This window comes from Streptomyces sp. NPDC029169, from assembly GCF_055563935.1.
This window is the reverse complement of the sequence record NZ_JBVHXA010000017.1, coordinates 23,527-50,437: the sequence shown is the minus strand read 5'-3', so window position 1 is coordinate 50,437 and position 26,911 is coordinate 23,527. Positions and strand designations below refer to the sequence as shown.

At 73.1% G+C, this 26,911-nt stretch carries 24 protein-coding genes; 9 read left to right on the top strand and 15 right to left on the bottom strand.

Annotated elements, in window-relative coordinates; all coding sequences use genetic code 11:
- Positions 1-81 precede the first annotated feature (81 nt).
- Positions 82-738, top strand: a complete 657-nt coding sequence (locus tag ACZ4VI_RS27340; protein ID WP_468003391.1) for a phosphatidylserine decarboxylase — start codon at positions 82-84, stop codon at positions 736-738.
- Positions 731-1,606, top strand: coding sequence for a CDP-diacylglycerol--serine O-phosphatidyltransferase (gene pssA, locus ACZ4VI_RS27335; RefSeq protein WP_468003611.1), 876 nt, complete (start codon positions 731-733; stop codon positions 1,604-1,606). The genes ACZ4VI_RS27340 and pssA overlap by 8 nt, the downstream gene beginning before the upstream one ends.
- A 146-nt stretch (positions 1,607-1,752) precedes the next feature.
- Here the strand turns inward: pssA and ACZ4VI_RS27330 are convergent, their stop codons facing one another.
- The 6 genes from ACZ4VI_RS27330 to ACZ4VI_RS27305 all read right to left on the bottom strand — a co-directional run bounded on the left by ACZ4VI_RS27330 (position 1,753) and on the right by ACZ4VI_RS27305 (position 7,278).
- The gene (locus ACZ4VI_RS27330) at positions 1,753-2,283 is read right to left on the bottom strand and encodes a GNAT family N-acetyltransferase (protein ID WP_468003389.1); all 531 of its coding nucleotides are present in this window, start codon (positions 2,281-2,283) and stop codon (positions 1,753-1,755) included.
- Positions 2,284-2,390: 107 nt separating this feature from the next.
- Complete coding sequence (locus ACZ4VI_RS27325; RefSeq protein ID WP_468003387.1) at positions 2,391-3,665, bottom strand: ABC transporter substrate-binding protein; 1,275 nt, start codon at positions 3,663-3,665, stop codon at positions 2,391-2,393.
- A complete protein-coding gene (locus ACZ4VI_RS27320) occupies positions 3,662-4,801 on the bottom strand; it encodes a branched-chain amino acid ABC transporter permease (protein ID WP_468003385.1) in 1,140 nt (379 codons plus the stop codon). Before ACZ4VI_RS27320 ends, ACZ4VI_RS27325 begins: the two co-directional genes overlap by 4 nt.
- Positions 4,794-5,684, bottom strand: a complete 891-nt coding sequence (locus ACZ4VI_RS27315) for a branched-chain amino acid ABC transporter permease (protein WP_468003383.1) — start codon at positions 5,682-5,684, stop codon at positions 4,794-4,796. The genes ACZ4VI_RS27320 and ACZ4VI_RS27315 overlap by 8 nt, the downstream gene beginning before the upstream one ends.
- Complete coding sequence (locus tag ACZ4VI_RS27310) at positions 5,681-6,451, bottom strand: ABC transporter ATP-binding protein (protein WP_468003609.1); 771 nt, start codon at positions 6,449-6,451, stop codon at positions 5,681-5,683. Before ACZ4VI_RS27310 ends, ACZ4VI_RS27315 begins: the two co-directional genes overlap by 4 nt.
- A gap of 5 nt (positions 6,452-6,456) precedes the next feature.
- A complete protein-coding gene (locus tag ACZ4VI_RS27305) occupies positions 6,457-7,278 on the bottom strand; it encodes an ABC transporter ATP-binding protein (RefSeq protein WP_468003381.1) in 822 nt (273 codons plus the stop codon).
- 179 nt (positions 7,279-7,457) lie between these two features.
- Here ACZ4VI_RS27305 and ACZ4VI_RS27300 point away from each other — a divergent pair, with 179 nt between their 5' ends.
- A complete protein-coding gene (locus ACZ4VI_RS27300) occupies positions 7,458-8,657 on the top strand; it encodes a PucR family transcriptional regulator (RefSeq protein WP_468003379.1) in 1,200 nt (399 codons plus the stop codon).
- Between the two features lie 399 nt (positions 8,658-9,056).
- Here the strand turns inward: ACZ4VI_RS27300 and ACZ4VI_RS27295 are convergent, their stop codons facing one another.
- Positions 9,057-10,211: a glycerate kinase gene (locus tag ACZ4VI_RS27295; protein WP_468003377.1), complete on the bottom strand. Its 1,155-nt coding sequence runs from the start codon at positions 10,209-10,211 to the stop codon at positions 9,057-9,059.
- Between the two features lie 113 nt (positions 10,212-10,324).
- Here ACZ4VI_RS27295 and ACZ4VI_RS27290 point away from each other — a divergent pair, with 113 nt between their 5' ends.
- The 3 genes from ACZ4VI_RS27290 to ACZ4VI_RS27280 all read left to right on the top strand — a co-directional run bounded on the left by ACZ4VI_RS27290 (position 10,325) and on the right by ACZ4VI_RS27280 (position 13,675).
- On the top strand, positions 10,325-11,989 hold the full coding sequence (locus ACZ4VI_RS27290) for a BCCT family transporter (protein WP_468003375.1): 1,665 nt from the start codon (positions 10,325-10,327) through the stop codon (positions 11,987-11,989).
- 121 nt (positions 11,990-12,110) lie between these two features.
- Complete coding sequence (locus ACZ4VI_RS27285) at positions 12,111-13,184, top strand: ADP-ribosylglycohydrolase family protein (RefSeq protein WP_468003373.1); 1,074 nt, start codon at positions 12,111-12,113, stop codon at positions 13,182-13,184.
- Complete coding sequence (locus ACZ4VI_RS27280; protein WP_468003371.1) at positions 13,181-13,675, top strand: NUDIX domain-containing protein; 495 nt, start codon at positions 13,181-13,183, stop codon at positions 13,673-13,675. Before ACZ4VI_RS27285 ends, ACZ4VI_RS27280 begins: the two co-directional genes overlap by 4 nt.
- Positions 13,676-13,696: 21 nt before the next feature.
- Here ACZ4VI_RS27280 and ACZ4VI_RS27275 read toward each other — a convergent pair whose 3' ends face one another.
- Genes ACZ4VI_RS27275 through ACZ4VI_RS27265 form a run of 3 tightly spaced genes read right to left on the bottom strand, consistent with a single transcriptional unit; the run spans position 13,697 to position 14,561 of the window.
- Positions 13,697-13,873 (bottom strand): hypothetical protein, encoded by a 177-nt coding sequence (locus tag ACZ4VI_RS27275; RefSeq protein WP_468003369.1) that lies wholly within the window; start codon positions 13,871-13,873, stop codon positions 13,697-13,699.
- A gap of 1 nt (position 13,874) precedes the next feature.
- Positions 13,875-14,351, bottom strand: a complete 477-nt coding sequence (locus ACZ4VI_RS27270; RefSeq protein WP_468003367.1) for an NUDIX hydrolase — start codon at positions 14,349-14,351, stop codon at positions 13,875-13,877.
- 3 nt (positions 14,352-14,354) lie between these two features.
- The gene (locus ACZ4VI_RS27265) at positions 14,355-14,561 is read right to left on the bottom strand and encodes a type II toxin-antitoxin system VapB family antitoxin (protein ID WP_468003365.1); all 207 of its coding nucleotides are present in this window, start codon (positions 14,559-14,561) and stop codon (positions 14,355-14,357) included.
- Between the two features lie 64 nt (positions 14,562-14,625).
- Between ACZ4VI_RS27265 and ACZ4VI_RS27260 the strand changes: the two genes are divergently transcribed.
- The gene (locus ACZ4VI_RS27260; protein WP_468003363.1) at positions 14,626-15,342 is read left to right on the top strand and encodes an SIR2 family NAD-dependent protein deacylase; all 717 of its coding nucleotides are present in this window, start codon (positions 14,626-14,628) and stop codon (positions 15,340-15,342) included.
- On the opposite strand, the gene ACZ4VI_RS27255 is transcribed toward ACZ4VI_RS27260, so the two are convergent.
- The gene (locus ACZ4VI_RS27255) at positions 15,339-15,836 is read right to left on the bottom strand and encodes a methylated-DNA--[protein]-cysteine S-methyltransferase (RefSeq protein ID WP_468003361.1); all 498 of its coding nucleotides are present in this window, start codon (positions 15,834-15,836) and stop codon (positions 15,339-15,341) included. The genes ACZ4VI_RS27260 and ACZ4VI_RS27255 overlap by 4 nt on opposite strands.
- Before the next feature lie 29 nt (positions 15,837-15,865).
- Positions 15,866-17,374 (bottom strand): AlkA N-terminal domain-containing protein, encoded by a 1,509-nt coding sequence (locus ACZ4VI_RS27250; protein ID WP_468003359.1) that lies wholly within the window; start codon positions 17,372-17,374, stop codon positions 15,866-15,868.
- Between the two features lie 241 nt (positions 17,375-17,615).
- Here ACZ4VI_RS27250 and ACZ4VI_RS27245 point away from each other — a divergent pair, with 241 nt between their 5' ends.
- Positions 17,616-20,360, top strand: coding sequence for a SpoIIE family protein phosphatase (locus tag ACZ4VI_RS27245; protein ID WP_468003357.1), 2,745 nt, complete (start codon positions 17,616-17,618; stop codon positions 20,358-20,360).
- Positions 20,361-20,394: 34 nt separating this feature from the next.
- Here ACZ4VI_RS27245 and ACZ4VI_RS27240 read toward each other — a convergent pair whose 3' ends face one another.
- Positions 20,395-22,455, bottom strand: a complete 2,061-nt coding sequence (locus ACZ4VI_RS27240; RefSeq protein WP_468003355.1) for a SpoIIE family protein phosphatase — start codon at positions 22,453-22,455, stop codon at positions 20,395-20,397.
- A gap of 215 nt (positions 22,456-22,670) precedes the next feature.
- On the opposite strand from ACZ4VI_RS27240, the gene ACZ4VI_RS27235 reads away from it, so the two are divergent.
- Positions 22,671-24,602 (top strand): glycoside hydrolase family 5 protein, encoded by a 1,932-nt coding sequence (locus ACZ4VI_RS27235; protein WP_468003353.1) that lies wholly within the window; start codon positions 22,671-22,673, stop codon positions 24,600-24,602.
- A 7-nt stretch (positions 24,603-24,609) separates the two neighbouring features.
- On the opposite strand, the gene ACZ4VI_RS27230 is transcribed toward ACZ4VI_RS27235, so the two are convergent.
- Both ACZ4VI_RS27230 and ACZ4VI_RS27225 read right to left on the bottom strand, forming a co-directional pair.
- Entirely contained in the window at positions 24,610-25,791 is a 1,182-nt protein-coding gene (locus ACZ4VI_RS27230; RefSeq protein ID WP_468003351.1) for an amino acid aminotransferase, read from the bottom strand.
- Positions 25,784-26,788 carry a DMT family transporter gene (locus tag ACZ4VI_RS27225; protein WP_468003349.1) on the bottom strand — a complete coding sequence of 335 codons (1,005 nt, stop codon included), beginning with the start codon at positions 26,786-26,788 and terminating at the stop codon, positions 25,784-25,786. Before ACZ4VI_RS27225 ends, ACZ4VI_RS27230 begins: the two co-directional genes overlap by 8 nt.
- Positions 26,789-26,911: the final 123 nt, after the last annotated feature.

The window sequence follows — 26,911 nt, the reverse complement described above, 5'->3', positions numbered from 1 at the left end:
TGCGGCCCGCAACCGATAGCATCGTTTGAAAGCCGCCGTCCCCCGTTGCCAGTGCGGCATCATCCGCTACGAAGGTCATCCATGCCCCACAGCCAAACCTCTGCACCTCGCGACAGCCTCGCCGGCGTACGCATCGCACGCGGAGCATCGCCGTGGCTTCTGCCGACCGTCGCCACCGCGGCGCTGAGCCTCGCGCGTGCGCGCAGGTCCCGTCGCGCCGCGGCCATCGCCGTGCCCACCACCGCCCTGGCGGCGGGCATGCTGTGGTTCTTCCGCGACCCCGAGCGTGAGATCGCTCAGGGCCGGGTCATCTCCCCCGCCGACGGTGTGGTGCAGAGCATCATGCCGTGGAAGGACGGACGCACCCGGGTCGCCATCTTCATGAGCCCGCTGAACGTCCACGTCAACCGCGCGCCGCTGGCCGGCACGGTGACGTCCGTGGAGCACATCCCCGGCGGGTTCGTCCCGGCGTTCAACAAGGAGAGCGAGAACAACGAGCGCGTTGTCTGGCACTTCGACACCGAGCTCGGTGACATCGAGATGGTGCAGATCGCCGGGGCGGTCGCCCGGCGCATCGTGCCGTACATCCCCCAGGGGACGAAGGTCGAGCAGGGCGAGCGCATTGGTCTGATCCGCTTCGGGTCGCGCGTTGACATCTACCTTCCGGAAGGTGTCGACGTCGCCGTCGAGGTCGGTCAGACCACGACCGCGGGGGTGACTCGCATTGACCGTGATTGATCCCGACACCCGGGCCGCCGACTGGGTCGCCGACGCGGAGGCGGCCGACGAGGCCGAGGAGATGCCGCTGTCGCTGAGGCTGTCCATAGCGGACGCCCTCACGCTCGGTAACGCGACGTGTGGATTCATGGCGGTGTACTTCACCACCACCGGCATCCTCATCCCGCACCTCACCGGCAGCACGGAGACCGGCATGGCGCGCAACAGCGCCGCCACCGCCGTGATCCTGATGCTGGCCGCGGCGATCTTCGATCTCTTCGACGGCATCGTGGCCCGCAAGCTGCGCTCGTCGCCGATGGGCGCCGAGCTCGACAACCTGTCGGACCTGATCAGCTTCGGTCTCGCCCCGGCCTACTTCGTGCTCGTGTACGGGATGGTCGCGGACCTGAACGACGCGATGCAGAAGGTCTCGGCGGTGGCCGCGATCGTGGTGCTGCTCGCGGTGGTGCTGAGACTCGCGAGATTCTCGTGCGTGACCATGAAGGACGGCATGTTCCAGGGCATGCCGTCCCCCTTCGGCGCGCTGACGGTGGTCTCGATCGTGCTCCTGGAGCTGCCGTTCATCCCGACGCTGCTCGCGATCATCGGAGTGGCCTGGCTGATGGTGAGCCGGGTCGAGTACCCCAAGCCGCGGGGCATCCTCGCGGTGGCGATGCTCAGCTGGATCGTGGGTGCGATGGCCATGCTGGCGGCCTGGGCGTTCGACGCCCCGGGCGGGCAGCTCCTGCTCCAGACCGGCTGCGCGCTGCAGGTGGTGATGGGCGCCGTGATCCCCCTCTTCGCGACGGCCCGGCGAGTGAACACCTTCCGCGACAACCGCCGCGAGAGCCGCGAGGCCCGTCAGGCGGAGGCGGCGCAGCTGCCGTAGCGGTACGTGTACGTGTACGACGAAGGGCCCGGTGCGGAAAGCACCGGGCCCTTCGTCTGCCCGCAGACGGGTCGGGCCGGGTCGCCCGCGCGGTCGCCGGGTTCGGCGCCGTTTCGCGGACGGGTCCCTCCCCCTCGCGGACGCGCTCAGCCGAGGCGCTTGTAGTAGAGCGTCGTCGGACGCAGCGTGCCCGTGGGGTCGGCGGCGAAGTCCGGGATGGTGCCGGCCGGGGTCCAGCCCGCCTTGCGGTAGAGGCCCTCGGCGGGGCTGTCGGTCTGGGTGTCCAGGACCAGGAGCGTCAGGCCTTCCCGCGCCGCGTGCGCCTCCGCCGCGTCGAGCAGGCGGGCGCCCAGGCCCCGGCCGCGGGCGCCCCGGTGGACGATCAGGCGCGCGATCTCGCCGCGGTGGCGGCCGTTCGGCTTGTCGGTCCGGACGAGCGTGACGGCCCCGAGGACCTCGCCGTCGGGGCCGAGGGCCGCCCAGACGTCCCGTACGCCCCGCTCCGCCTCGTCGGCGACGCCCTGCCACCAGCGCGCCGCCTCTGCCGGGTCCAGGGGCGCGAGGAAGCCGAGGGAGGCCCCGCCGTCGACGGCGTCGACGAGGAGGGCGGCGAGTCCGTCGGGGGCGTGGGCTCGGATCCGGGCGGGGTCCAGGCGGTCGATTCCGGGTGGCGCCATGAGGTGATCATGCATGGGCCCGAGCTTCACACTTCCGTGTTTCGTGGAGGTGACACGCCGGGGCCCCGCCGCGCGGGCGCGCGGCGGGGCCTTCCGTACCGCCGACGTCAGCCGGCCTTCGGGGTGAACTCCTTCGCCGCGTCCGAGACGAAGGGCTCGCGGACCGTGCGCATGCCGCCCGGGACCGACTTGTCCGGCTGGAGGATGACGGACTGGCGGGAGGAGGGGGCCTTCGGGTCACTGAGGTCGTGCGTCATGCCGAAGCCGGCGTCGTACGCGTTCAGGGTCAGCAGGGCCTTGTCGATGCCCTCGCGACTGAGGTCCTTGGCGTCGCAGGCCTTCTTCAGGGCCTCGCCGAAGACGCTCGCCGCGGTCCAGCCGGCGACGATGCCGTTGTCGAGGCTGTCGCTCGGGTAGGCGGCCTTGTAGTCGGCGACGAGCTTCTTCGCCGCCGGGGTGTCCGCGCCGATCGGCAGGCTCGGCGAGGCGAACCAGTACAGCTTCTCCAGCGCCGGCCCGGCCTGGGTACCGAGCAGCTGCGGCGCGAAGGCCGAGTTGTTGCCGATGACCGGCACCAGGAGCTTCGTCGCCGCGGCGACGCCGACCAGCGAGGCCGCCTGGCGCGGGCCCGCGCTGATGACGATGCCCTTGACGCCCGCCTGCTTGAGCGCCGCGACCTGCGCCGACATGTCGTTGTCCGTGGGCTTGATCTTCTGCTCGACGACCGTGAGCCCGGCCTTCCCGGCCGCGTACTTCGAGCCGGTCAGCGCGTTCTCGCCGTAGTCGCCCTCGAAGTAGACGTGCCCGAGCTTGTCGCCCGCCTTCAGGCCCTTCTCCTTGACCAGGAAGTCGACGGCGTTGATCGTCTCGACGTCGTACGTGGAGCCGAGGACCCGGATGTACGGGGAACCGAGGAGCGAGGCGGACCAGGCCTGCGGCAGCACGAGCCCCTTGTCCTGGCCGTCGACGCGCTGCTTGACGGCGGCGACGAACGGGGAGCCGATGAACTGCATGTAGCCGGCGACCTTCGGCTCCAGCTCGGTGTAGGCGGAGAGCGCCTTCTGCGGGTCGTAGCCATGGTCACGGACCGTCAGCTCCAGCTGCCGGCCGCAGATCCCGCCGGCCGCGTTGACCTGCTTCACGTACAGCTGCTGAGCCTGTGTCACGCTCTTGCCGAGCGTGGCGTACACGCCGGTCATGTCGGTGAGCGCGCCGACCGCGATGGTCTTGTCGGTGACGCCCTTGCCGGTCTTCACCCCGCCCGCGCCGGTGTCCTTGTCGTCGCCGCTCTTGGCCTTGGAGCTGCAGCCGGCGGCGGTCAGGGCGACGAGGGTGGCGAGCGCGACGGCCATGGTTCTGGTCGCCTGTCGTCGGTGGATCATCGTTCCTCCCCAGAGGAGTGCGAGGGTTGGGCGGTTCGCTGGGTTTTCCGGGCTGTTTTCCGGGCTGTTTTCCAGGCGGATGTCCGGAAGGCCGGCCGGACCAGGCCTCCGGGCAGGAAGAGCACCACCGCGACGACGGCGGCGCCATAGAGATAGCGCGCGGCCTCCCCCGGTGCGATCCCGCCCGTCCCGGGGGCGGAGACCAGGGGAAGCGCGTCGCTGTACCGGTTGAGGAGCTGCGGCAGGAGGGAGACGAAGACGCCTCCGACCACCGCACCGGCGACCGAACCGAGACCGCCGATGACGATCATGGCCAGGTATTCGAGGGAGAGCAGCATGCCGAAGTACTCCGGCACGGTGCGCTGGAAGACCAGCGCGAGGAGAACGCCCGCCAGTCCCGCGTACATGGACGACAGGACGAAGACGGCGGCGCGGTAGCGGGCCACGGGGATGCCCATGACTCCGGCTGCGATCCGGTGGTCCCGGATGGCGTTCATGGCGCGGCCGGGGCGGCCGCGGAGGACTCCGCGGGCGAAGAGGGCGCCCGCGAGGAGGAGGACGAGGCCGAGGTACCAGAGCTTCTCGGCGGAGCCGAACGGGACCTGTGCGACGAGGAGTTCGCTGTCGTCGAAGGTGATCCCGAAGAGGCTGAGCGGGGGCACCGCGCGGCCGTTGAAGCCGCCGGTGAGGTCGTGCGCGTTGAACAGCACGTGCTGGCCGATGAAGATGAGCGCGAGGGTGGCGATGCCGAGGTACGCGCCGCGCAGCCGGCCCGCGATGGGGCTGAACACCCCGCCGGCCAGGCCCGCGAGGACGACGGCGAGGACGGCGGCGAGCCAGCCCGGCAGGCCGAGCCCGGTGAGCCCGTCCTTCCCGTCACCGGCGAACACGCAGTAGCCGTACGCGCCGACGGCGAGGAAGAAGGCGTGGCCCATGGACAGTTGGCCGGTGGCGCCGGTCAGCAGGTTGATGCCGATGGCGCCGATCGCGGCGGCCATGGCGAAGAGCCCGGCCTGGAGCCAGAAGCGGTCCAGGTAGAAGGGGAAGGCGGCGAGGACGAGACCGGCGGCGGCCCATCCGTAGACGCGGGGTCGGGCGAGCGTGGCGAAGGCGCGGGGTGCGAGGGTCTCAGACACGGGCGAGCTCCTTCGTACCGAAGAGTCCGGCCGGTCGGATCAGCAGCACCGCGACCATCACGAGGTACGGGGCGAGGTCGCCGATGCCCCGGCCGAGGAAGGTCAGATCGCCCTGGTAGCCCGTGGCGAGGGACTCGGTGATCCCGACCAGGAGGCCGCCGACGAGGGCGCCGGTGGTGGAGTCCAGGCCGCCGAGGATGGCGGCCGGGAAGGCCTTCATCGCGGCGAGCGAGGTGGTGCGCTCCAGGCCGGGGGTCGGGAAGACGGTGAGGAAGAGCGCGGCGACGGCGGCGAGTCCGCCGGCCACGGCCCAGGCGCCGAGCGAGACGCGGCCGAGCCGGATGCCCATGAGGGCGGCGGTCTCCTGGTTCTCGGCGGCGGCGCGCATGGCGACGCCCCAGGAGGTGTGGCGGAAGGCGAGCAGGAACGCGCTGATGAGCAGGGCGGCGGCGAGGAAGGCGGCGATCCGGGTCTGCGCGAGGGTGATCGGTCCGAGGGTGACGACGGCGTCGCCCCAGGGGTCGCCGGGCGAGAGGATGTCCGTACCGATGCGGCGGGTCAGTTCGGTGGCGAGCAGGATGTCGACGCCGATGGTGACGATGGCGAGGACGCTGTGGTCCGAGCCGCGGTAGCGGCGCATCACGAGGAACTCGACGGCCGCGCCGACGAGGGCCGCGCCGCCGATGCCGACGAGCAGCGCGGGCCAGAAGCCGATGTCGTCATGGAGGACGGCAGTGAAGTACCCACCGGCGAGGAGGAGTGAGGCGTGGGCGAAGTTGACGACCTCGGTGGCGCGGAAGATCACCACGAAGCCGAGGGCGATGAGGGCGTAGATGGAGCCCAACGAGACGCCGTTGAGCAGGAGTTCGGCGAAGGTGGTCACTCGGCGGTCTCCTCTCCGAGATAGGCGCGGACGACCGCCGGGTCGTTCTGTACGTCGCCGGGGGCGCCGTCGGCGATGCGACGGCCGAAGTCGAGGACGGTGACGGCGTCGGCGAGCCGCATCACCACTCCCATGTCGTGTTCGACGAGGACGATGGAGATCCCGAGGCTGTCGCGGACACCGGCGATGACGGCGGCGGTACGGCGGCGCTCGTCGGCGGTCATGCCGGCGACGGGTTCGTCGAGGAGGAGCAGCTTGGGCTCCATGCAGAGGGCGCGGGCCAGTTCGGCGAGCTTCTGCTGCCCGTACGGGAGGGATCCGGCAGGCTGCGCGAGCTGCTTCTCCAGGCCGACGAACGCGGCGATCTCCCGGACGCGGGCGCGGTGGCGGGCGTCCTCGCGGGCGGCGGAGGGCAGCCGGAGCCCGGCGGCGAGGAAGCCGGTCCGGGTGAGGCGGTGGCGGCCGAGCATCAGGCTGTCCTCGACGGTGGCGCGCGGCGGCAGCGCGAGGTTCTGGAAGATGCGGGCGACCCCGAGGTCGGCGATCTTGTGCGGGGGCAGGGCGGTGAGCTCGTGCTCGCCGAACCGGACGCTGCCGGAGGTCGCCTTGTAGACGCCGGAGAGCACGTTGAAACAGGTGGACTTGCCGGCGCCGTTGGGGCCGATGACGGCGTGGACGGTGCCGGGGCGGACGGTGAAGGAGACGGAGTCGAGGGCGGTGAGCCCGGCGAAGCGGACGGTGACGGCCCGGACGTCGAGGGCGGGTATGGCGGTCACCGGACGGCCTCCTGCCAGGGGGAGAGCACCGGGTGCGTGGTCGCGGCGGTCGCCGCGTCGGCGGCGGCCTCCTCGTCCACGACGCCCAGGTAGCGGCGGCGTACCTCGTCGGAGGCGGCGAGTTCGGCGGCCGGGCCGGAGAGGGTGACCTCGCCGACCTCCAGGACGTACGCCCGGGAGGCGAGCCGCAGCGCGAGCGCCGCGTTCTGTTCGACGAGGAGGACAGCCGTGCCCTGGGCGTTGATCTCCCGGATCGTGTCGGCGATGCGGGCGGCCATCAGCGGCGCGAGGCCGAGCGAGGGCTCGTCCAGGAGCAGCAGCTTCGGCGAGGCCATCAGGGCGCGGCCGACCGCGAGCATCTGCTGTTCGCCGCCGGAGAGGAGTCCGGCGCGCTGGTGGGCGCGTTCGGCGAGCACGGGGAAGAGTTCGTGAACCCGTTTCAGCGCCGCCGCCTTCGCGGCCCGGTCTCCCCGCGCGCCGAGCGCTCCCGCCCGCAGGTTGTCCTCGACCGTCATCCGGGCGAAGACCTGTCGGCCTTCCGGCACTTGGGAGACCCCGGCGGCGACGACCCGGTCGGGCGCGAGCCCGCCGATCGGGCGGCCGTCGAAGCTCACGGTGCCGGAGGTGACGGCTCCGCCGTGGAACGACAGTGTGCGCGAGACGGCGCGCAGCAGCGTGGACTTGCCCGCTCCGTTGCCGCCGAGGACGGTGACGACGCCGCCCTCCGGCACGGAGAGCGACACCTGCCTCAGCGCACGTACCGGTCCGTACCCCGCCGACAGGTCCGCTACCTCGAGGGCGAGTGCGGTCCCTCCCATGGTTCCCCTTCCGTGGCCCGTTCAGTGGCGCTCACCCCAGCACCGCGGTGGCCGTCCGTCCACGTGCGGCGGCCGAAACGCTGCCGGTGACCAGCGGGCACGGCGGTGGGTTGTGCACGCGCACAACACCGCGTGTCGGGGGCCTGTCGGGAAGGGGGCCGGGGTGGCATCCTCCGGGCATGGGACGGCGCAGACCGCGGACCGGCGACGACTGGAAGCTGCTGGCAGAGGCGTGTACGGCGCTTCTGGAGCGGCTGCCGGAGCTGGTGGACGAGCACTTGAGGGAGCTGCACGAGTACGAGCCGGCGTACGGCCGGATCGTGCCGTACGACCAGCACTGGCAGGAGGCCCATGAGGCGTTGCGGATCGGGATCGAGATGATCTCGGCGCCGCGGGACTCGCCGCGGCGGGATCTGGAGCACGCGGACGAGTTGGGGCGGCGGCGGGCGGAGCAGGGGATGCCGCTGGAGCTGGTGGTGCACGCGTACCGGCGCGCCGGCCATCTGGTGTGGGACGCGCTGATCGAGGACGCGTCGGCGTTCCCGCCGAGGCTGGCCGCGCTGACGCAGTCGGCGACGATCATCTGGTCGGCGGTGGACGCGCAGGCGGACACGGCGTCGGAGGCGTACCGGGCGACGGAGCTGGAGCTGCGGCGGCGCACGGACGAGCAGCTCCAGGCGCTGCTCGACGCGCTGCTTCAGGGGCAGCGCTCGCCGGAGGTCACGTCACGGGCGGCGGCGGGCCTGGACCTGCCGGAGCACGGGCGGTACGCGGTGGTGGTGCTGCGGCACGACCGCCGTGAGGTGCCGCAGCCGTTCCACCGGCGGTTGCAGGGGGCCGGGGTGCGGTTCCTGTGGCGGATGGGCGCGGACTGCGAGATCGGGGTGGTGTCGCTGGCGGAGGGCACGGGTCTGGACGCGCTGTCGGAGCTGCTGGAGGGGCGGTGCCCGGGGCCGGGCGGGATCAGCCCGGTGGTGGCCGGCCTCTCGGAGCTGGGCCGGGCGCGTCGCCTGGCGGAACTGGCCCTGCGCGCCTGCCCGCCCGACTCCCACCAGATCGTCCGCCTGGACCGCCGGATGGCGGGCGCGCTGGTGGTGGGCCAGCCGGAACTGGCGGGGCTCCTGGTGACGGACGTCCTGGGCGGCCTGCTGGAACTGGACCCGGGGGACCGGGCGGTCCTGCTGGAGACGCTGGATGTCTGGCTGGACTGCGAGGGCTCGGCGGGCCGGGCGGCTTCCCGCCTGTACTGCCACCGCAACACGGTCTTCAACCGCCTGCGCCGCCTGGAGCAGCTGACGTCCCGCTCCCTGTCCCGGCCGCGAGACCTGACGGAGATGACGCTGGCACTGGACGCGTTCCGCTTGACGGCGGCGGGCTGAGTGGGCGGGGGTTTCCCCCCACCCCGCCCCTTCCCGGCAGCCCCCATCAGCGGCTCCGCCGCGGGCTGCCGGGGGCCCCGTTGTGGGCAATCGTTCCGCTGGGGCGGAACGGGTGGGCACAACGGACGGCGCCCTTGCGGGCGCGTCCGCTCCATGGGCCCGGCGCCCCCGAGGGCGGCAGCTTCGCGCCGCGCGCCCGCCCCGGTGGGCCCGGCCCCACGTGAGCGGCGGCTTCACGCCGCTGCCCCCGCCCGTTGGGCCATTCGGTCGCGCGCGCCGCCAGGACACGGTAGCCCCGTGAGTCCGGCGCCCACGAACGCGGCAGCTTCGCGCCGCCGGGGACCCGGAGGGCCTTGGGCGCGGCGCCCGCCGACGGGGCCCCGAGGGCCCCGCCCCGGGCTACGCCAGGTAGTCCCGGGCGATGTTCGCCGCCACCTGTTCCAGCAGCGGGCCCGCGTTCGCGATGGACTTGGCGGGGTTGGGTTCGAGGTCGGTGAGGGGGTAGGCGCGGCGGATGCCCGCCGCCAAAAGGGCCTCGGGGGTGAGGGCCAGGCGGCCGCAGACCGCGACGACCTCCTTGCCCGCAGCCCGCGCCGCCGCCGCGACGCCCGCCGGGGCCTTGCCGTGGAGGGTCTGCTCGTCCAGCGAGCCCTCGCCGGTGATGACGAGCGTGGCCCGCTCCAGCGCCGGCGCGAAGCCGAGGACGTCGAGCATCAGCTCGATGCCGGGGCGGAAGCTCGCGTCCAGGCCGACGAGCGCCCCGTACCCGATGCCGCCCGCGCCACCCGCGCCCGGCGCGACCGCGCACTCCGCCGCCTTGGGCCCGATCGCCTTCTCCAGGACGGTCACGAAGTGCGCGAGCGCCGCGTCCAGCGTCTCGACGTCCTCCGGCGTCGCGCCCTTCTGCGGGCCATACACGGCCGGCGCGCCCTTCGGGCCGGTCAGCGGGTTGTCGACGTCGCTGGCCAGGATCAGGTCGACCGCGGCGAAGCGTGGGTCGAGGCCCGACAGGTCCGCTGAGGCGAGCCCCGCCAGCGCGGCTCCGCCCGGGCCCACCGGCTCACCCGCCGCGTCCAGGAAGACCGCGCCCAGCGCGGCCAGCATCCCGGCGCCGCCGTCCGTGGTCGCGCTTCCGCCCACACCGAAGACGATCGTCGTCGCGCCCGCGTCCAGCGCGGCCCGCAGCAGCTCGCCCGAGCCGTACGTCGTCGAGGTGAGGGGCGCGAAGACACCGGCCGGCAGCAGCTGAAGGCCCGAGGCCTCCGCCATCTCCACGACCGCCGTCGTGCCGCGCAGCGCGAAGGCCGCCGTCACCGGGTCGCCGAGGGGTCCGGTCACCCGTACCTCACGGCGTTCGAAACCGGCCGCCACCGCGGCCGCGACCGTACCGTCGCCGCCGTCCGCCACCGGCAGGGTCTCCACTTCCAGCTCCGGGACGACCCGTCGCAGACCTGCTGTGACCCGCTCCGCGACCTGTACGGCCGTGAGCGAGCCCTTGAACTTGTCAGCCGCGACGAGTACGCGTGCGACCTCAGTTACTGCTCCGTCCGTCACCTTGCATCCCTTTGCTTTCGAACGTGCAGTCGCGCCGGGGCCGAGCCTATCCGCACGCTCGGACGGCGTGCCACCCCCTGATAAGGCGATATTCCGCACCATAGTGGGGCCATATGAGCACGGAACCGGATCCGATCGATCAAAAGGCCCCTGACCTCGCGGTCGTGGGCATCGGCGTGGCGGCGGTCGTGGCGATGGTGGCGTGGGCCGCCCTCGGCGAGGAATCCTTCGACAGCGCCTCGTCCACCGCCCTGAACTGGGTCCTGAACAACTTCGCCTGGCTGTTCGTGATCGCCGCCGACGCGTTCCTCGTCCTGTGCGTGGTGATCGCGCTGAGCCGTTTCGGCCGGATCCGGCTCGGTGCCGACGACTCGGAGCCCGAGTTCGGCAGTCTCGCCTGGATCGCCATGATGTTCAGCGCGGGCATGGGGATCGGTCTGATGTTCTACGGGGTCGCGGAGCCGCTCCAGCACTATCTGTCGCCGCCCCCGGCGAGCGGCGCCGCTGCCGGCACGGGCACGGCCGCCCGCGCCGCCATGGAGACCTCGTTCTTCCACTGGACGCTCACGCCCTGGGCGATCTACGGCATCGCGGGCCTCTCGCTGGCCTACGCGGGCTTCCGCAAGGGCCGCGGCAGCCGGCTGAGCTCCGCGTTCGTGCCGCTGATCGGCGCGGGCCGGGCCGCCGGGTGGCAGGGCCGGGCGATCGACCTGCTGGCCGTCTTCGCGACGGTCTTCGGAACGGCGACCAGCCTCGGCGTCGGCGCGCTCCAGGTCTCCAAGGGCCTGAATCTGACGATGGACGTCGAGGACTCCACCGCCACCCAGCTGATCATCATCGCCTCGCTCTCCGCCGCGTTCGTCCTCTCGGCGTTCTCCGGGCTGCACAAGGGCGTGAAGTGGCTGTCGACCATCAACGTCGTGCTCGCCGCGTGTCTGATGCTCTTCGTCTTCCTCCTCGGACCGACGGTCTACATCCTGGACACCGTCCCCGCGTCCGTGGGCGGCTATCTGCACCAGCTGCTGCCGATGGCGAGCCGTACCGGCGCGTTCACCGACCCGGCCTGGCTGGGCGCGTGGACGATCTTCTACTGGGCGTGGTGGCTGTCCTGGGCGCCGTTCGTCGGCACGTTCATCGCCCGGATCTCGCGGGGCCGCACGATCCGGGAGTTCCTCACCGGCGTGCTGCTCGTGCCCAGCGGGGCGACGGTCGTCTGGTTCTGCGTGATGGGCGGGACGGCGATCCGGCTGGAGTCGACGGGGGCGGCGGATCTCTCGGGCGCGGTGGAGGACGGCGCGGAGGCCGCGCTGTTCGCGATGCTGGACGCGCTGCCGATCGGGACGGTGACGTCGGTGATCGCGATGCTCCTGGTGATGACGTACTTCATCACCAGCGCGGACTCGGCGTCCCTCGTGATGGGCTCGCTGACGAGCCGCGGCTCGCTCCACCCGCCGACGTGGCTGGTGGTCACCTGGGGCATCCTCATGGCCGCGGTGGCGGCAGTGCTGCTTGTGGCGGGCGGGCTGACCTCCTTGCAGACGGCGACGATCCTGGTGGCGCTGCCGTTCGTGATCGTGATGCTGGGCCTGTGCGGGGCGCTCCTGAAGGAACTACGCGAGGACCCGGGCGCGGGCCCGGCCCGGCACCACGCGCTGCACGGCGTACGGGACGCGGTACCGGCGATGGTCGGCGAGACGCTGACGGAACGGGACGCCGACTCCCGCCACCACCGCCCGCACCGGGCGGGGGATGAAGTGCCGCCGCGCGGGGTGGGCTGAGGCAGCGGCCGCGCAGAGCGTCCGGCACGAGGCCGGCGCGCCCCGTCGCCGGAGGCACCGGACCGGCGCCTCGCGGCGCGTCCCGCGCGCGCCGCGCCGCCCCATTCGGTACACCGGACGTATGGCGTTCAAGCACGGCGAACTCGCCGACCGCATCCTCGGGGGCTGGACGGGACGGATCGCCGGGAACATGCTCGGCAAGCCCGTCGAGCGGGGCGACCACTGGACGCCCGAGCGCATCGACCGGTACCTGCGGCTGACGGACGCGCTCCCGCTCACCGACTACCTGCCGCCACCGCCCGCCGACGCCCTGGCCGAGGGGTTCGAGCTGCGGCCCGAGTGGCCCCAGTGCGTGCGCGGGCGGATCCACGGGAGCTGCCGGGACGACGACATCGACTACTCGATCCTGGGCCTCCACCTCCTGGAGACCCGCGGCTTCGCGTTCACGACCGAGCAGGTCGGCGAGCACTGGCTGCTGCGGCTCCCGTACCTCCAGACGTTCACGGCCGAGCGAGCCGCCTACCGCAATCTCGCCAACGGTCTGAAGCCGCCGCTGACCGCGACGTACGACAACCCCCACCAGGAGTGGATCGGCGCGCTGATCCGGGCGGACGTCTTCGGCTGGACCTCCCCGGGCGACCCCCGCCGGGCCGCCTCCCTGGCCCGGCGCGACGCCGTGCTGTCCCACACGGGGAACGGCGTGTACGGCGCGATGTGGGCGGCCGCCCTGATCGCCGCCGCCTTCACGGCGCCCGACGTGCGCACGGCCCTGGAGACCTCACTCGAAGGGATCCCGGCGAGCAGCCGGCTCGCGCGCACGGTGCGGCACACCATCGCCCTGTACGAGTCGGGGGTGGAGTGGTCCGACGCCCTCGCCGAACTCGCGGAGCGGACGGCAGGCCTGGGCTGGATCCACACGGTCCCGAACGCGGCGGTCCTCACGGCCGGACTGCTCTACGGCGGCGGTGACTTCACCGCCACGATCGCCCTGACCGTCCGCGGCGGCCTGGACACCGACTCGAACGGGGCGACGGCGGGCTCGGTGGCCGGGGTGTTGTGCGGCGCGGCGGCGATCCCGCCGCAGTGGTCGGAGCCGCTGCGGGACCGGGTGCGCAGCGCGGTGTTCGGCTTCGACGGGGTACGGATCAGCGACCTGGCCGAACGGACGCTGCGGCTGGCTACGCTGACGGTATGACGACGACCGACTACGCCACGTACATCGCCGGCCTGCCCCGGGTCCTCGCCGGTGCCGCCGCGCTCTTCCGGGACGCGGCGGGCCGCATCCTGATCGTCGAGCCGAACTACCGCGAGGGCTGGGCGCTGCCGGGCGGCACGATCGAGTCCGACACGGGCGAGACGCCCCGTCAGGCCGCGCGCCGCGAGACGGCGGAGGAGATCGGCCTCGACCTGGAGCTGGGTGCGCTGCTCGCGGTCGACTGGGTGCACGGCGCGGCGCGGCCGCCGATCGTGGCGTACGTGTACGACGGCGGGGTGCTGACCGACGAGCGGTTCGCCGCGATCCGCCTCCAGGAGGAGGAGCTGCTCTCCTGGAAGCTGATCGACCCCGCCGAGGCGACCGCCCATATGCCTGTCAACCTCGGCCTGCGGGTCCTCGCGGCCCTCGACGCCCTCAGGGCCGGCACGGGCCCGGCGGAACTGGAGAACGGCCGCCCGGCGCGCGGGTGAGGGATTCCCCTGTGCAGCGGCTCACCCCGCGCCCGTCGTGCCGACGACCTTCTTGGGCGGCTCGCCGGGCCGGTCGAAGAACCCGGTGGTCATGACGGAGGCGAGCAGGAGGCCGACCACGGCCAGGAGGACGGCGCCGATGACGGCGTAGATGATCCCGAGCGTGACGCGGGCCCGTCCGACGGGATCTCCGGGCATGTCAGGTCGCCGCCGCACGGCCGTCGCGGCCCGCCACGCGGAAGCGGGCGAGGCGGGCGGCCAGGTCCGGCGGCCAGAGCGCCTCCTCGGCCGCCGCCAGCTCCTCCGGGCTCCACCAGCGCCCGTACTGGATGCGGTCGGCCGCGTGCGCGGCGGCCAGGTCCCCGGCCGGCTCGCGGCGTGGTGCGTACGCCACGTAGACGTGTTCGTGCTGGCGTACGGGTACTCCGGCGCGGGTGAAGTCGTGCTCCCAGGTGCACAGCAGCTCGCCCGGCTCGATCCCCTCCCAGCCGGTCTCCTCCCGCAGCTCGCGCACGGCACCGTCCCGTGGGCTCTCCCCCGGCTCCAGGCCGCCGCCGGGCATCGCCCAGTGCACGCCGACCTCCTCGTTGTCGTAGCGGAAGAGGAAGACGGCCCCGTCGGGATCCAGTACGGCGACCCGGGCGGCCCGTCGTGGGGTGCGTCGCAGGGTGCTCATCGGTCAGCCCTGCGGGGGTTCGGGCTGCACGAGGCCCTCGCCGGTGCGGTGGGACTCCTCGCGGGAGGCCGTGCGGGCCTCCGTGCGGTGGCCGCGGGCGATGTAGTCCCGGACGACCGCCTCCACCGCGTCCTGCGGGTTGCCGATGCCCGCGAGGACCATGACGTCCACGACGAGTTCGGCGTCGAGCTCGATGTTCACCTTGGCCATGCCGGGAACCTAGCACCGGGTAATCCGCTCGCGGGCGGCGCGCGGACCTGCCTACGCTCGCGGTATGACCATGGTCGCGATTCTCAGCGGAGCCGGTATCTCGACGGACTCCGGCATCCCCGACTACCGGGGCCCCAACGGGGTGTGGACGCGCGACCCGGAGGCCGAGAAGCTCGCCACGTACGAGCACTACATGCGCGACCCGAAGATCCGGCGCCGCGCGTGGCGGATGCGGCTCGACGGCCCGGTGCTGCGGGCCGAGCCGAACGCGGCGCACCGGGCCGTCGCCGCGTTCGGGACGAGCGGCCACGCGCTCCGGGTGATCACGCAGAACGTGGACGGGCTGCACCAGCTCGCCGGGGTGCCCGAGCGGAAGGTGCTCGAACTCCACGGCTCGGCGCGGTCGGTGGTGTGCACCGGGTGCCATGCCCGGTCGTCGATGGCGGACGCCCTGGAGCGGGTGAAGGCCGGCGAGGACGATCCGAAGTGCCTGCTGTGCGGCGGGATCCTGAAGTCGGCGACGGTCATGTTCGGGCAGCGGCTCGACCCGGTCGTGCTCGGCGAGGCGATGTCGATCGCCAAGGCCACCGAGGTGTTCATCGCGGTGGGTACGAGCCTCCAGGTGCAGCCGGCCGCCTCCCTCGCGGGGATCGCCGCCGAGCACGGGGCCCGGCTGATCATCGTGAACGCCGAACCCACTCCGTACGACGAACTCGCCGACGAGATCGTGCGCGAGCCGATCGGCACCTCGCTGCCCGCGCTCCTCGAACAGCTGCGTTAGAACAACGCGTCCGGCTCCGCGCCCGATTCGAAGGCCAGCAGGCGCTTCTTGCGGTCCAGGCCGCCGCCGTACCCGGTCAGGGAGCCGCTCGCCCCGACGACGCGGTGGCACGGTACGACGATGCTGACCGGGTTCTTGCCGTTGGCGAGGCCGACGGCGCGGGAGGCACCGGGGTTGCCGAGGGCCTCGGCCAACTCGCCGTACGTGCACGTCTCGCCGTACGGGATGCGGCACAGCTGCTCCCAGACGCGGAGCTGGAACCGGGTGCCGATCAGCCTCAACGGCAGGTCGAACTCGGTCAGTTCACCGGCGAAGTACGCGTCGAGCTGACGGATCGCCTCGTCGAAGGGGCGCGGGTCGGGATCGCCGAAGGTCTCCTCGGCGGGGCGGTGACGCTGGTCGGTCATGTGGATACGGCTCAGGACGCCGTCGACGGCGACCAGGGTCAGCGCATCGTAGGGGCTGTCGATCACGGTGTGCCGGATGTCGGGCATGGCGGGTCGGCTTCCTTGTGCGGAGAGGCTTACGCGGGGAGGTGGTTGATCGGGTGGCTGTCGGTGGCCCAGAGGTACTGGACGGCGTACGCGCGCCAGGGCCGCCACCGCGCGGCGCGGGCGGTCAGCGCGGCAGGGGTGGACGGCAGGCCGAGGCCTTCGGCGGCGCGGCGGACGCCGAGGTCGCCGGGGAGGAAGGCGTCGGGGTCGCCGAGCGCCCGCATCGCGATGACCTCGGTGGTCCAGGGTCCGAAGCCGGGCAGGGCGAGGAGCCGGGCGCGGGCCTCGGCCCAGTCGGTGGCCGGGCCGAGGCTGAGTGAGCCGTCCGCGAGGGCCTCGATGAGCGTGAGGAGGGTCGTGCGGCGGCTGCGGGGCAGCGCGAGGGTCTCGGGGTCGAGCCCGGCGAGCGCCTCGGGGGCCGGGAAGAGGTGGGTGAGGCCGCCCTCGGGGTCCTCGACGGGCACGCCGTGTGCGGTGACGAGGCGGGCGGCGTGCGTGCGGGCGGCAGCCGTGGAGACCTGCTGGCCGAGCACGGCCCGTACGGCGAACTCGGCCGCGTCGACGGTCCTCGGCACACGCCGCCCGGGCGCCCGCTGGACCAGCGGGGCGAGCAGCGGGTCCGTGCACAACTGCTCGTCGACGGCGACCGGATCGGCGTCGAGGTCGAGCATCCAGCGGCAGCGGCTGATGGCGAGGGTCAGGTCGCGGGGGTCGGTGAGGAAGAGCCGGCAGGCGATGTGGTCGGGCCGGGGGGCGAGGGCGACGATGCCGTGGCCGTGGGGCAGGGCGAGGGTGCGCCGGTAGGCGCCGGTGGGGGTACCGCCCACGCCGTCAAGGCAGTGGGGGAGCCACTCCTCCACGCCGGGGACGGCGGTCGCGGCGAGATGGCCGAAGAGGTTGGAGGGGTTGAGGGGCGCGCGGTACGGCAGCCGCAGCACGATCACCCCCGGGGTCACGGGTTGTGCGGCCGAGGACCGGGCGGCCCTCGCGCGCAGCTCGCCGGGGGCCAGCGCGAAGACCTCGCGGACGGTGTCGTTGAAGGTACGGATCGAGGAGAACCCGGCCGCGAAGGCGATCTCGGCCATCGGCATCGGCGTCGTCTCGATGAGCAGCCGCGCGGTCTGGGCGCGCTGGGCGCGGGCCAGGGCGAGCGGTCCGGCGCCGAGTTCGGCGAGGAGCTGGCGCTCGATCTGGCGGGTGGAGTAGCCGAGGCGGGCGGCAAGACCCGGAACGCCCTCGCGGTCCACGATCCCGTCCTGGATCAGCCGCATGGCCCGGGCGACGGCGTCGGCGCGCACGTTCCACCGGGGAGAGCCGGGGCTGGTGTCGGGGCGGCAGCGCTTGCACGCCCGGAATCCGGCGCGCTGGCAGGACGCGGCGCTGGGGTGGAACACCATGTTCTCGGCCTTGGGCGGCACGACCGGGCAGCTGGGACGGCAGTAGATCCGGGTCGTGAGGACGGCGGTGAAGAACACGCCGTCGAAACGGGCATCCTTCGAGTGGACGGCCCGTACGCAGCGCTCGGTGTCGGTGTGCATGGCTCCATCGTCGGGGACCGGAGGGGTCGTCCGCTGGCGAGAAAACGACATGGACGTTCCGCGAGCGGGCCCTGCAAGGTCCTCGTCCGGCCGCCCGGCGTGCCCCGCCTCGATATCCCGTCGACACTGGAGCAGCATGGAAGGAGCGGATCCCCGACGCCGCCGGCGGGCCGAGGAACCGAGGAAGTGGACGGGTGAATGCAGAATCCCTGACGACAGACGAATCTCAGAGAAGCACCCCATGACCGGACGTCTGGGCCATCGGCCCAAGGGGTGGGGGCTGCGCAGCGTCGCCGGGCAGGTGTTCGCCCTCCAGGCGATCATCGTGGTGCTGCTCGTCGCCGTCGGCGCGCTGGCCCTGATCCTCCAGGCCCGTTACGACACGGAGCGCGACGCCCGCAACCGGTCGCTCGCCGCCGCGGAGGCGTTTGCGCACGCTCCGGGGCTGGTGGACGCCCTGCGGACCCCCGACCCGACCGCCGTGCTCCAGGAGCGGGCCGAGGGCGTCCGGCAGGCCTCCGGGCTCGACTTCGTCGCCGTGCTGACGACGGACGGGATCCGCTACACGGACTCCCGCCCGGAGCTGATCGGGCAGCGCACCACCGGCGACATCGCGCGCGCCAGGGCGGGCGAGTCGTTCACCGAGATCTTCACCGGGGAGCCGTCGGACGCGGTCCGCGCCATCGTCCCGGTGCGTACCGAGGACGGCGACATCGTCGGTCTGGTCAGCACCGGCATCGAGATCGAGAACGTCGGCAACGTCGTCGAGGACCAACTGCCGCTGCTCCTCGGCACGGCGGCAGGCGCCCTGGCCCTCGCGATGGGCGGCGCGGCGCTGGTGAGCCGTCGGCTGCGCCGGCAGACCCACGGCCTGGGGCCGGAAGAGATGACCCGGATCAACGAGCACCACGAGGCGGTCCTGCACGCAGTGCGCGAGGGGGTGCTCATCATCGACGCGGACCGGCGGCTGCTGCTCGCCAACGACGAGGCCCGGCGGCTGCTCGACCTGGCGCCCGACGCCGAGCAGCGGCACGTCACCGAGCTGGGTCTGGCTCCCCAGACCGCCGCGCTGCTCTCCTCCGGCCGGGAGGTGACCGACGAGGTGCATCTGGCGGGCGACCGGCTGCTCGCCATCAACGTACGGCCCACCGCGCCGTACCGGGGCCGGCCCACCGGGACCGTGATGACGCTCCGGGACTCGACGGAGCTCGCCACGCTCTCCGGCCGCGCCGAGGTGGCCAAGGGGCGGCTGCAGCTGCTGTACGAAGCGGGGGTGCGGATCGGCACCACCCTGGACGTGGGGCGGACGGCCGAGGAACTGTCGGAGGTCGCCGTTCCGCGCTTCGCCGACTTCGTCACGGTGGAGCTGCTCGAACCGGTGCTGCGCGGCGAGGAGCCGTCGGGCGCATTCACCGAGATGCGGCGGACGGCGATGACGGGGATCCGCGCCGAGCATCCGTTCCAGCCGGTGGGCGACCGGATCCGGTGTGTCGTGCCGACGACGCCGATGGCGATGGCGCTGGACAGCGGTCACGCGGTCCTGGTGGCCGACCTGTCCTCGGCCGACGGCTGGCGGGCCCAGGACCCCGAGGGGGCCGCGGAGGCTCTCGCGTACGGGCTGCACTCGCTCGTCGCCGCGCCGCTCCTTGCCCGGGGCGTGGTCCTGGGGATGGCGAACTTCTGGCGGTCCGAGACGGCGGAGCCGTTCGGGGAGGAGGATCTGAACTTCGCCGAGGAGCTGACCGCGCGCGCCGCGGTCTCCATCGACAACGCCCGCCGGTTCACCCGGGAGCACGATATGGCGGTCACGCTCCAGCGCAGCCTGCTCCCGCGGATCCTGCCCGACCTGTCCGCGGTCGACGTCGCGTACCGCTATCTGCCGGCCAAGGCCGGGGTGGGCGGGGACTGGTTCGACGTCATCCCGCTGCCGGGCGCGCGAGTGGCGCTGGTCGTCGGCGACGTGGTCGGGCACGGGCTGCACGCCGCGGCGACGATGGGGCGGCTGCGTACGGCGGTGCACAACTTCTCCACCCTGGATCTGCCGCCGGACGAGCTCCTGGGCCACCTCGACGAGCTGATCGACCGCATCGACACGAGCGCGTCGGAGTCCGGCTCCGAGGGCGGTGCGGGCGGCGGCGACGGGCACGAGCGGATCACCGGGGCCACCTGTCTGTACGTCATCTACGACCCCGCCGACGGCCGCTGCACCATGGCCAGGGCCGGTCACCTGGGGCCCGCGCTCGTCCACCAGGACGGCCGGGTGGAGTTCCCCGAGCTGCCCGCCGGGCTGCCGCTGGGCGTGGGCGGGATGCCGTTCGAGGCCGAGGAGCTGTACCTGCCGGAGGGGAGCCGACTTGTCCTGTTCACGGACGGCCTCCTGGAGGGCCGCGAGCGGGACTTCGACACCGGTCTCGCACTGCTGCGCGACGCGCTGGCCACGACCGGCCGCAGCCCCGAGCAGGCCTGCGCGGACGTCCTGGCGTCGCTGCTCGTGCCCGCGCCGGACGACGACATCGCGCTGCTCGTCGCCGACACCCGCCGGCTGGACCCGGAGCGGATCGCGGAGTGGGACGTGCCGCCCGATCCGGCGGACGTCTCCCGGGTCCGCGGCGCGGGCGCCCGGCAGCTCGCGGCCTGGGGCCTGGACGACATCGCGTTCACGGCCGAGCTCATCCTCAGCGAGCTGATCACCAACGCGATCCGGTACGGCGCGGAGCCCATCCGCGTCCGGCTGCTGCGTGACCGCCGGCTGATCTGTGAGATCTCCGACGGCAGCAGTACGGCTCCGCATCTGCGGTACGCGGCGACCACCGACGAGGGCGGCCGTGGACTGTTCCTCGTGGCCCAGTTCGCCGAGCGGTGGGGCACGCGCTACACCGAGCGGGGCAAGGTCATCTGGGCCGAACTCCCCCTGAGCACGGCCGACTCGGGGCTGCCGGCGACGGCCGTACCGGACCTGGACACGCTGGAGGACCTCGCCTGGTGAGCCGCCCGGCCCTCACCGCAGCCCGCCCGGCCCCTCACCGCAGCGACGTGCGGGCCAGCAGGACGGCCACGTCGTCCGGCGGCGCGAACGGCAGCAGCTGCTCGAGGATGTCGTCGCACAGCTGGCTGAGCGGCCGTTCGAGATGGAGCAGCGCCTCCGCGAGCCGGTCCATGCCCTCGTCGAGGTCGCGGTCCCGGGCCTCGATGAGGCCGTCGGTGTAGAGCACCAGCAGGCTGCCGGGCGGCAGTCTGAGCTCCTCGGTGCTGAAGTCCTGGCCGCCGGTGCCGAGCGGTGTGCCGGGCGGCCCCTCCAGGAAGGTGATGGCCCCGTCGGCGGTGGCCACGGCCGGTGGCGGGTGGCCGGCCCGGGCGATGACGACGCCGTCGGTGGCCGGGTCGTGGACGGCGTACACGCAGGTCGCCATCTCGTACTCCCCGAGGTCGGCGACGACGGCGTCGAGCGACCGGAGCAGCTCCGCGGGCGGCACGCCGTGCCGGGCGAGGGTCCGTACCGCCGTACGGAGCTGGCCCATGACGGCCGCCGCGTGGATGCCGTGGCCCATGACGTCGCCGATGACGAGCCCCGTCCGGCCCTCGGGCAGGGCGATGACGTCGAACCAGTCGCCGCCGACGTCGTGGTCGCTCGCGGGGAGGTAGCGGCCGGTCAGCTCCAGGCCGTCGACCCTGGGCAGGGGGTTGTTGGTGAGGCTGCGCTGGAGGGTGAGGGCGGCCTCGCGCTGGGTGGTGTACATCCGGGCGTTGTCGATGTTCAGGGCCGCTCGGGCGACGAGTTCGTCGATGAGGACGCAGTCCTGCTCGTCGAAGGGTTCGCGGCGGCGGACCCGGGTGACGGTGACGGCACCGAGCACCTTGCCGCGGGCGACGAGCGGGACGAGGCGCGCGGATCCGAGGGCGGACTCGAAGTAGGCCCGCAGGGGTGTGGTGCGGCGATCGGGGAAGAGGGCGGGGAGGTCGGAGTGGTAGAGGTTCATCGGCCGGGCGTCGGCGATGACCTGCTCGTACACGGTGCCGGGCGGGATCTGGAAGGTCTGCCCCGGGCTCAGCAGCGCGGTGGGGGCCGTCGGGTCGGGGAAGACGGCCGCGAGGCGGCGCAGCAGGCCGTGGGCGGAGGCGCCGGCCTCGTCGGGTTCGAGCACCGATTCGAGCAGCTGGACGTCGGCCGAGTCGGCGAGCTGCGGGACCAGGACCTGGACGATCTCCTCGGCGGTCTGGTGCAGGTCGAGGGTGGTGCCGATCCGGGTGCCGGCCTCGGCGAGCAGGGCGAAGCGGCGGCGGGCCCGTTCGGCCTCGACGAGCGCGCGCTGGCCCTCGGTGATGTCGATGAGGGAGGCGATCAGTCCGAGTTTCCGGCCGGAGCCGTCGAGCAGCGGGGCGTACGAGCAGGACCAGGTCCGGTCGTGGTCGGGGTCGGCCGGGGTGCGGCCGGTGCGGCGTACGTCGACGAAGGCCCGGCCGCTCTCCAGGGCCTGCCGCATGGTGGATTCGAGGGCGACCGCGTTGACGCCGGGCACCACCTCGGTGAGCCGTTTGCCGACGTGCTCGGCGGGCGGTACGCCGTTCATCCGCGCCAGCGCGTCGTTGACCCGGATGAACCGCAGGTCGGGGCCGAGGGTGGCGAGGCCGATGGGCGACTGGGTGAAGAGGCTCTGGAGGGCGGCGAGCGAGTCCCGCATGCGCAGGACCTCGGAGGTCTCCACCGCGATGAGCATCGCTCCGGGCCGCCCCTGGGGGTCGACGTCCGGGACGATCCACATCTCCATGGTCACTTCGTGACCGTCGCGGTGCCGTGTGGGCAGGGTGCCGACGACGGTCTCGCCGGCCTGGACGCGCCGGGTCAGCTGATCGGCGAGCTCCTTGTTGGCGTCGGGCACCAGAATGGGTGACGCGGGGCGTCCGAGCACGTCCTCGGGGCGGTATCCGAGCAGGTCCTGGGCGGCCAGCGACCACTCGACGACGCACCCGTCGGCGTCCTCCCGCCACAGGGCGATCGGGAGGAGTTCCCGCAGGACACCGGCGTAACCGATGGCCGCCGGCGGCCGCTCCGGCGTCTCACGCGGCGACTGATCAGTGTCCAACGGTCCGACCTAACCCCGGGGGGTGTTTCCTACCCGATCACCCTATCCGAGCAGTCGACACGGGGCCCTGCGGGTACGGCTCCGGACGGTGGGTGCGTGCGGTCGCCGCGGCTGCGGCGACGGTGGTGGCGGACGATGCGCTCCAGGGGTTCCACTCGTACCGACCCGCCGGTAACTTTGCGCCGCCCACTCCCCACCGTCCTGGCAGGTACGAGATGCAGAGCTTGTTACGTGTGGTCCGAGGCGCCCTCCTCGTGGGCGCCCTTCTGGCACCGGCCCTGCCGGGCGCCGCCGCGGCGCAGCCCGGTCCGCTTCCCGAGGCACCGGCCACGACCGCCGCCGCGGCACCCGACTGGACCCCGCCGCTGTCCACCCGCGGCCGGTACATCGTCGACGCCGACGGCGACCGCTTCCGGCTGCGGTCCGCCAACTGGGACGGCGCCCAGGGCTCCTGGAACGGCTCGGGCGACATCGCCGACCCCGCCAACCACCACGCCGGGCAGAACTCCCACGGGATCCCGATCGGCCTGGACCGCACCCCGCTCCCCACCCTTCTCGCCGACTTCCGCGCCCTCGGCCTGAACAGCGTCCGGCTGCCGTTCTCGAACCGGATGCTGCGCGACACGGCCCCCGTGCCCGATGCGGCCGTCGCGGCCAATCCGGCCCTGCGCGGCAGGACCCCGCTCCAGGTCTTCGACGCCGTCGTCGCCGCCCTCACCGACGGCGGGTTCGCCGTCATCCTCAACAACCACACCGTGACCACCCGTTGGTGCTGTGGCGTGGACGGCAACGAACGCTGGAACAGCAGCGGGCAGTCCACCGCGCAGTGGGCCGACGACTGGGTGTTCATGGCGAAGCGCTACCGCGCCAACCCGCGCGTGGTCGGCGCCGACCTGTACAACGAGGTCCGCCGTGACGTCTGGGACGACCCCAACTGGGGCCTGGGCGACAACCACGACTGGCACGCCGCCGCCCAGGAGGCCGGTGACCGGATCCTGGCCGAGGCCAACCCGGACCTGCTCATCGTCGTCGAGGGCATCAACTGGCAGGGCATTCCGGTGGACGGCTTCGCGCACGGCCGTCCGGCCCTCACCCCGGTCCGTACCCTCTCGCACACCCTGGTCGTGTCGAACAAGCTCGTCTACTCGGCCCATTTCTACGGCTACACGGGCCCGAACCACAGTGGCGCCACCGGCCTGGGCGAGACGAGCGACCCGCGCTACCAGGACCTCACCCGCGAGCAGCTCCGCCAGGTCGTCCACGACCAGGCGCTCTACGTCTCCGCAGAGACCGGCCGGCACTTCACCGCTCCGGTCTGGATCAGCGAGTTCGGCATCGGCGCCGACGAACAGAACAGCCGCCCACGCGACTGGTTCCACCACCTGGCCGAGCTGCTCGGCGACGCCGACGTGGACTACGCGTACTGGCCGCTGGTCGGCTGGAACAACCCAGGTGGCGGCGGGGACAGTTGGGCGCTGCTGCGGTACGACACCGAAGGCTGGCGGACCGGGGTCCTCGACGCGGGCGACTGGCGGACCCCCGCCTGGACCGGACTGACGGGCTCGCCCGGCCGCACCGGAGCGGTTCCGCTCACCCCCGGCTGGTACCAGCTGACGACCGACCACCGTGACCACAACGCCTCGCTGCGCGTGCGGGCCGGCGGGGACTGGGACAGCGGCGCCCGCAAGGCCGTCTGCCCCGACGGGTCCCGGCTGGCCGGGCTCAGCCACACCGGGGGCCGCGGCCTGTGCGCGAGTTCGGCGCTACGGTCCGGCACCGGCGGCCACACGGTCGTCCGCGACGAGGCGCACGTCCCGGCGGGCGGCGACTGGGCCGGCGGCTACACCAAGTTCCAGTGCCCGGCGGGGCAGTTCCTCATCGGCTACAGCGTGCGCGGCGAGCGGGTCTCCGCCGCCCTGTGCGCTCCGGCCCGTACGGCGCTGCCGGAGAGCGGGGGCCGCACGGTGTGGTTCGACCGCGGCGACAACCGCCCGGCGGGCGCGCCCGGCGGGGAGTACGCGCACGGCCACTACAAGGGCCAGTGCGCACCCGGCGAGTACGCGGCCGGGATCGCCTTCACCACGCGGGTCGGCTCCCGGCCCTCCCCGGCCGCCCTGCTCTGCCGCCCGGCGCCCCCGGAGGCGTAGGGGATTCTCAGACCGCGGACACGGCGCGGGGTGTCTCCAGGGCGGTGGCGATGCCCTGCGCCAGGAACGGGATGCGGTGCGCGCAGACGCCCGCGATGTTGATGCGTCCCGCGTTCGTACCGTAGATGGCGGACTGCCCGCGCATCCGGCGCATCTGGTCCGGCGTGAGCGGCAGCATCGAGAACATGCCCTTCTGGCGCCCGAGAGAGGTGGCGGCGTCCGGGTACCCGAGGGCGTTCAGGTGGGCGACGAGGTCCGACCGGTTGGCCGTGATCCGCTGCCGCATGACGTCGAGCTCCGCCCGCCAGGCGGCCCGCAGGCCATCGTCCTCCAGGATGGTGGCGACGACGGCGGCGCCGTGGTCGGGCGGCATGGAGTACATCACGCGGGCGGCGTTCTGCAGGGCCGTCTCGACGTGCCGCAGCGTCTGCCGCGACGGGCCGATGACGATGGCGCAGCCGGTGCGGTCGCTGTAGAGGCCGAAGTTCTTGGAGCAGCTGACGGCGATCAGCACCTCAGGCAGCCGGTCGGCCAGCATCCGGGTGGCCCGCAGGTCGGCGTCGAGGCCGTCGCCGAGGCCGTGGTAGGCGAGGTCGACGAAGGGGACCCAGCCGTTCGTCTCGGCGAGACCGGCCAGCTCCTCCCAGGTCTCGTAGGAGGGGTCGACGCCCGTGGGGTTGTGGCAGCAGCCCTGGAGCAGGACCACGTCGCCACGGCGCGCGGCACGCAGGTCGTCGAGCATGCCGTCGGCGTACCCGTACGTCCGGACCGTCAGTCCGGCGCCCTCCAGGATGGGGCGGTGGTTGACGTACGCGGGGTCGCTGATCCACACCGTGGTGCCGGGGCGGGTCTGGCGTACGAGATCGGCGAGGAGGCGCAGGGCGCCGGTGCCCGCCACGGTCTGGACGGCCGTCGCCCGCGCGGTCCTGGCCTCGGTGCCGAGGACCATGGCGAGCATGGCCCGGTTGAAGGCGGTGTGGCCGGAGAGGCCGCGGTACTCCTTGGAGTCGGAGCGGTCCGCCAGGCGTATCTCGGCCTCCTTGACCGCGCCCATGACGGGCGTGGCCCCGGTGTGGTCGCGGTAGACGCCCAGGACGAGGTCGAGGCGTTCGGGGCGCGGGTCGGCGGCGAACTCGGCGGACAGGTCCCACAGCGGGTCGACGGGCGGGGCGGGAAGCAGCTCAAGCATCGGCGGAGACCTTGGATCGGTGGAGGTGGGGAAGGCGGGGGTGTCGGGGGCGCCGGTTGGCGAGCGCGACGCCGAGGGTGATGAGGGGGACGCCGACCACGACGGACACGGTCGGCGACTCGTCGAGGAGGGGTACGGCGAGCAGGACGACGGCGACGGGGCTGAGGCTGCCGACGACCGAGCTGCGCTCCGGGCCGAGGCGGCGGATGGCGAACGCGTACAGCAGACCGGCGCACAGGCCGACGCCCAGGCCCTGGACGACGAGGAAGAGCGCGATGTCGGCGCCGGCGGCGTGGGCGAGGCCGGTGGGCAGGACGCCGGTCAGGGCGAGGAGCGCGATGACGGCGAAGGAGGGGAGGCACAGCAGTCCGATGGACCCGACGGGGTCGAGGTCCACCTCGCGCAGGCCCACGGTGTACAGCGCCCACAGGCCACTGGCGACGAGCAGCGTTCCGGCGCCGAGCAGGACGTCCGCGTCCAGGGCCGCCGTGTAGCGCCAGACCAGGGCCACGACTCCGGCCACGATCAGGGCGAGACCGGCCGACTGCGTACCGCGCGGGACGCTCTTGCCGCCCGCGACCATGAGGCCGGAGACGAACAGCGGGACCATGCCGGGGACGATCGCCCCGACGAACGCGGCCGACGTCAGCGAGCCGCCGAACATGGCGGCGAGGAAGAACGGGACGCCCGCGCCACAGATGATCTTGGCGGCGGGACCGGGCCGCACCGCGGCCAGCAGGCGCCTGCGCCGCCACAGGGCGGGCGCGAGGACCACAAGGGGGACACCGAAGCGCAGCAGGGCTGCGTCGGCGGGCAGCAGGGTGGAGGCGCTGAGCGCCCGGGCGCTCAGGGCGAACGCGGCCCAGATGGCGACGGTGAGCAGCAGGGCGACGAGGCCCACGGTCTGCGGCGAGAGCGCTCCGGTCCGGCTCCGGACCCGGCCGATGCCTGGCGCCGGCCCTGCCGGCGGTGCCCCCGCCGTACGTATCCCACTCACCGAAGAGCCTCCCGCTCGCCGAACCGCTGCCTCAAGCAACGGTAGGGCTTTGGGCGGGGCAGCCGATTGCCAGTTCTGCCAGCCGGCCATAGCGTGGGAGCAGAATCTGCCAAGGAGTGGCAA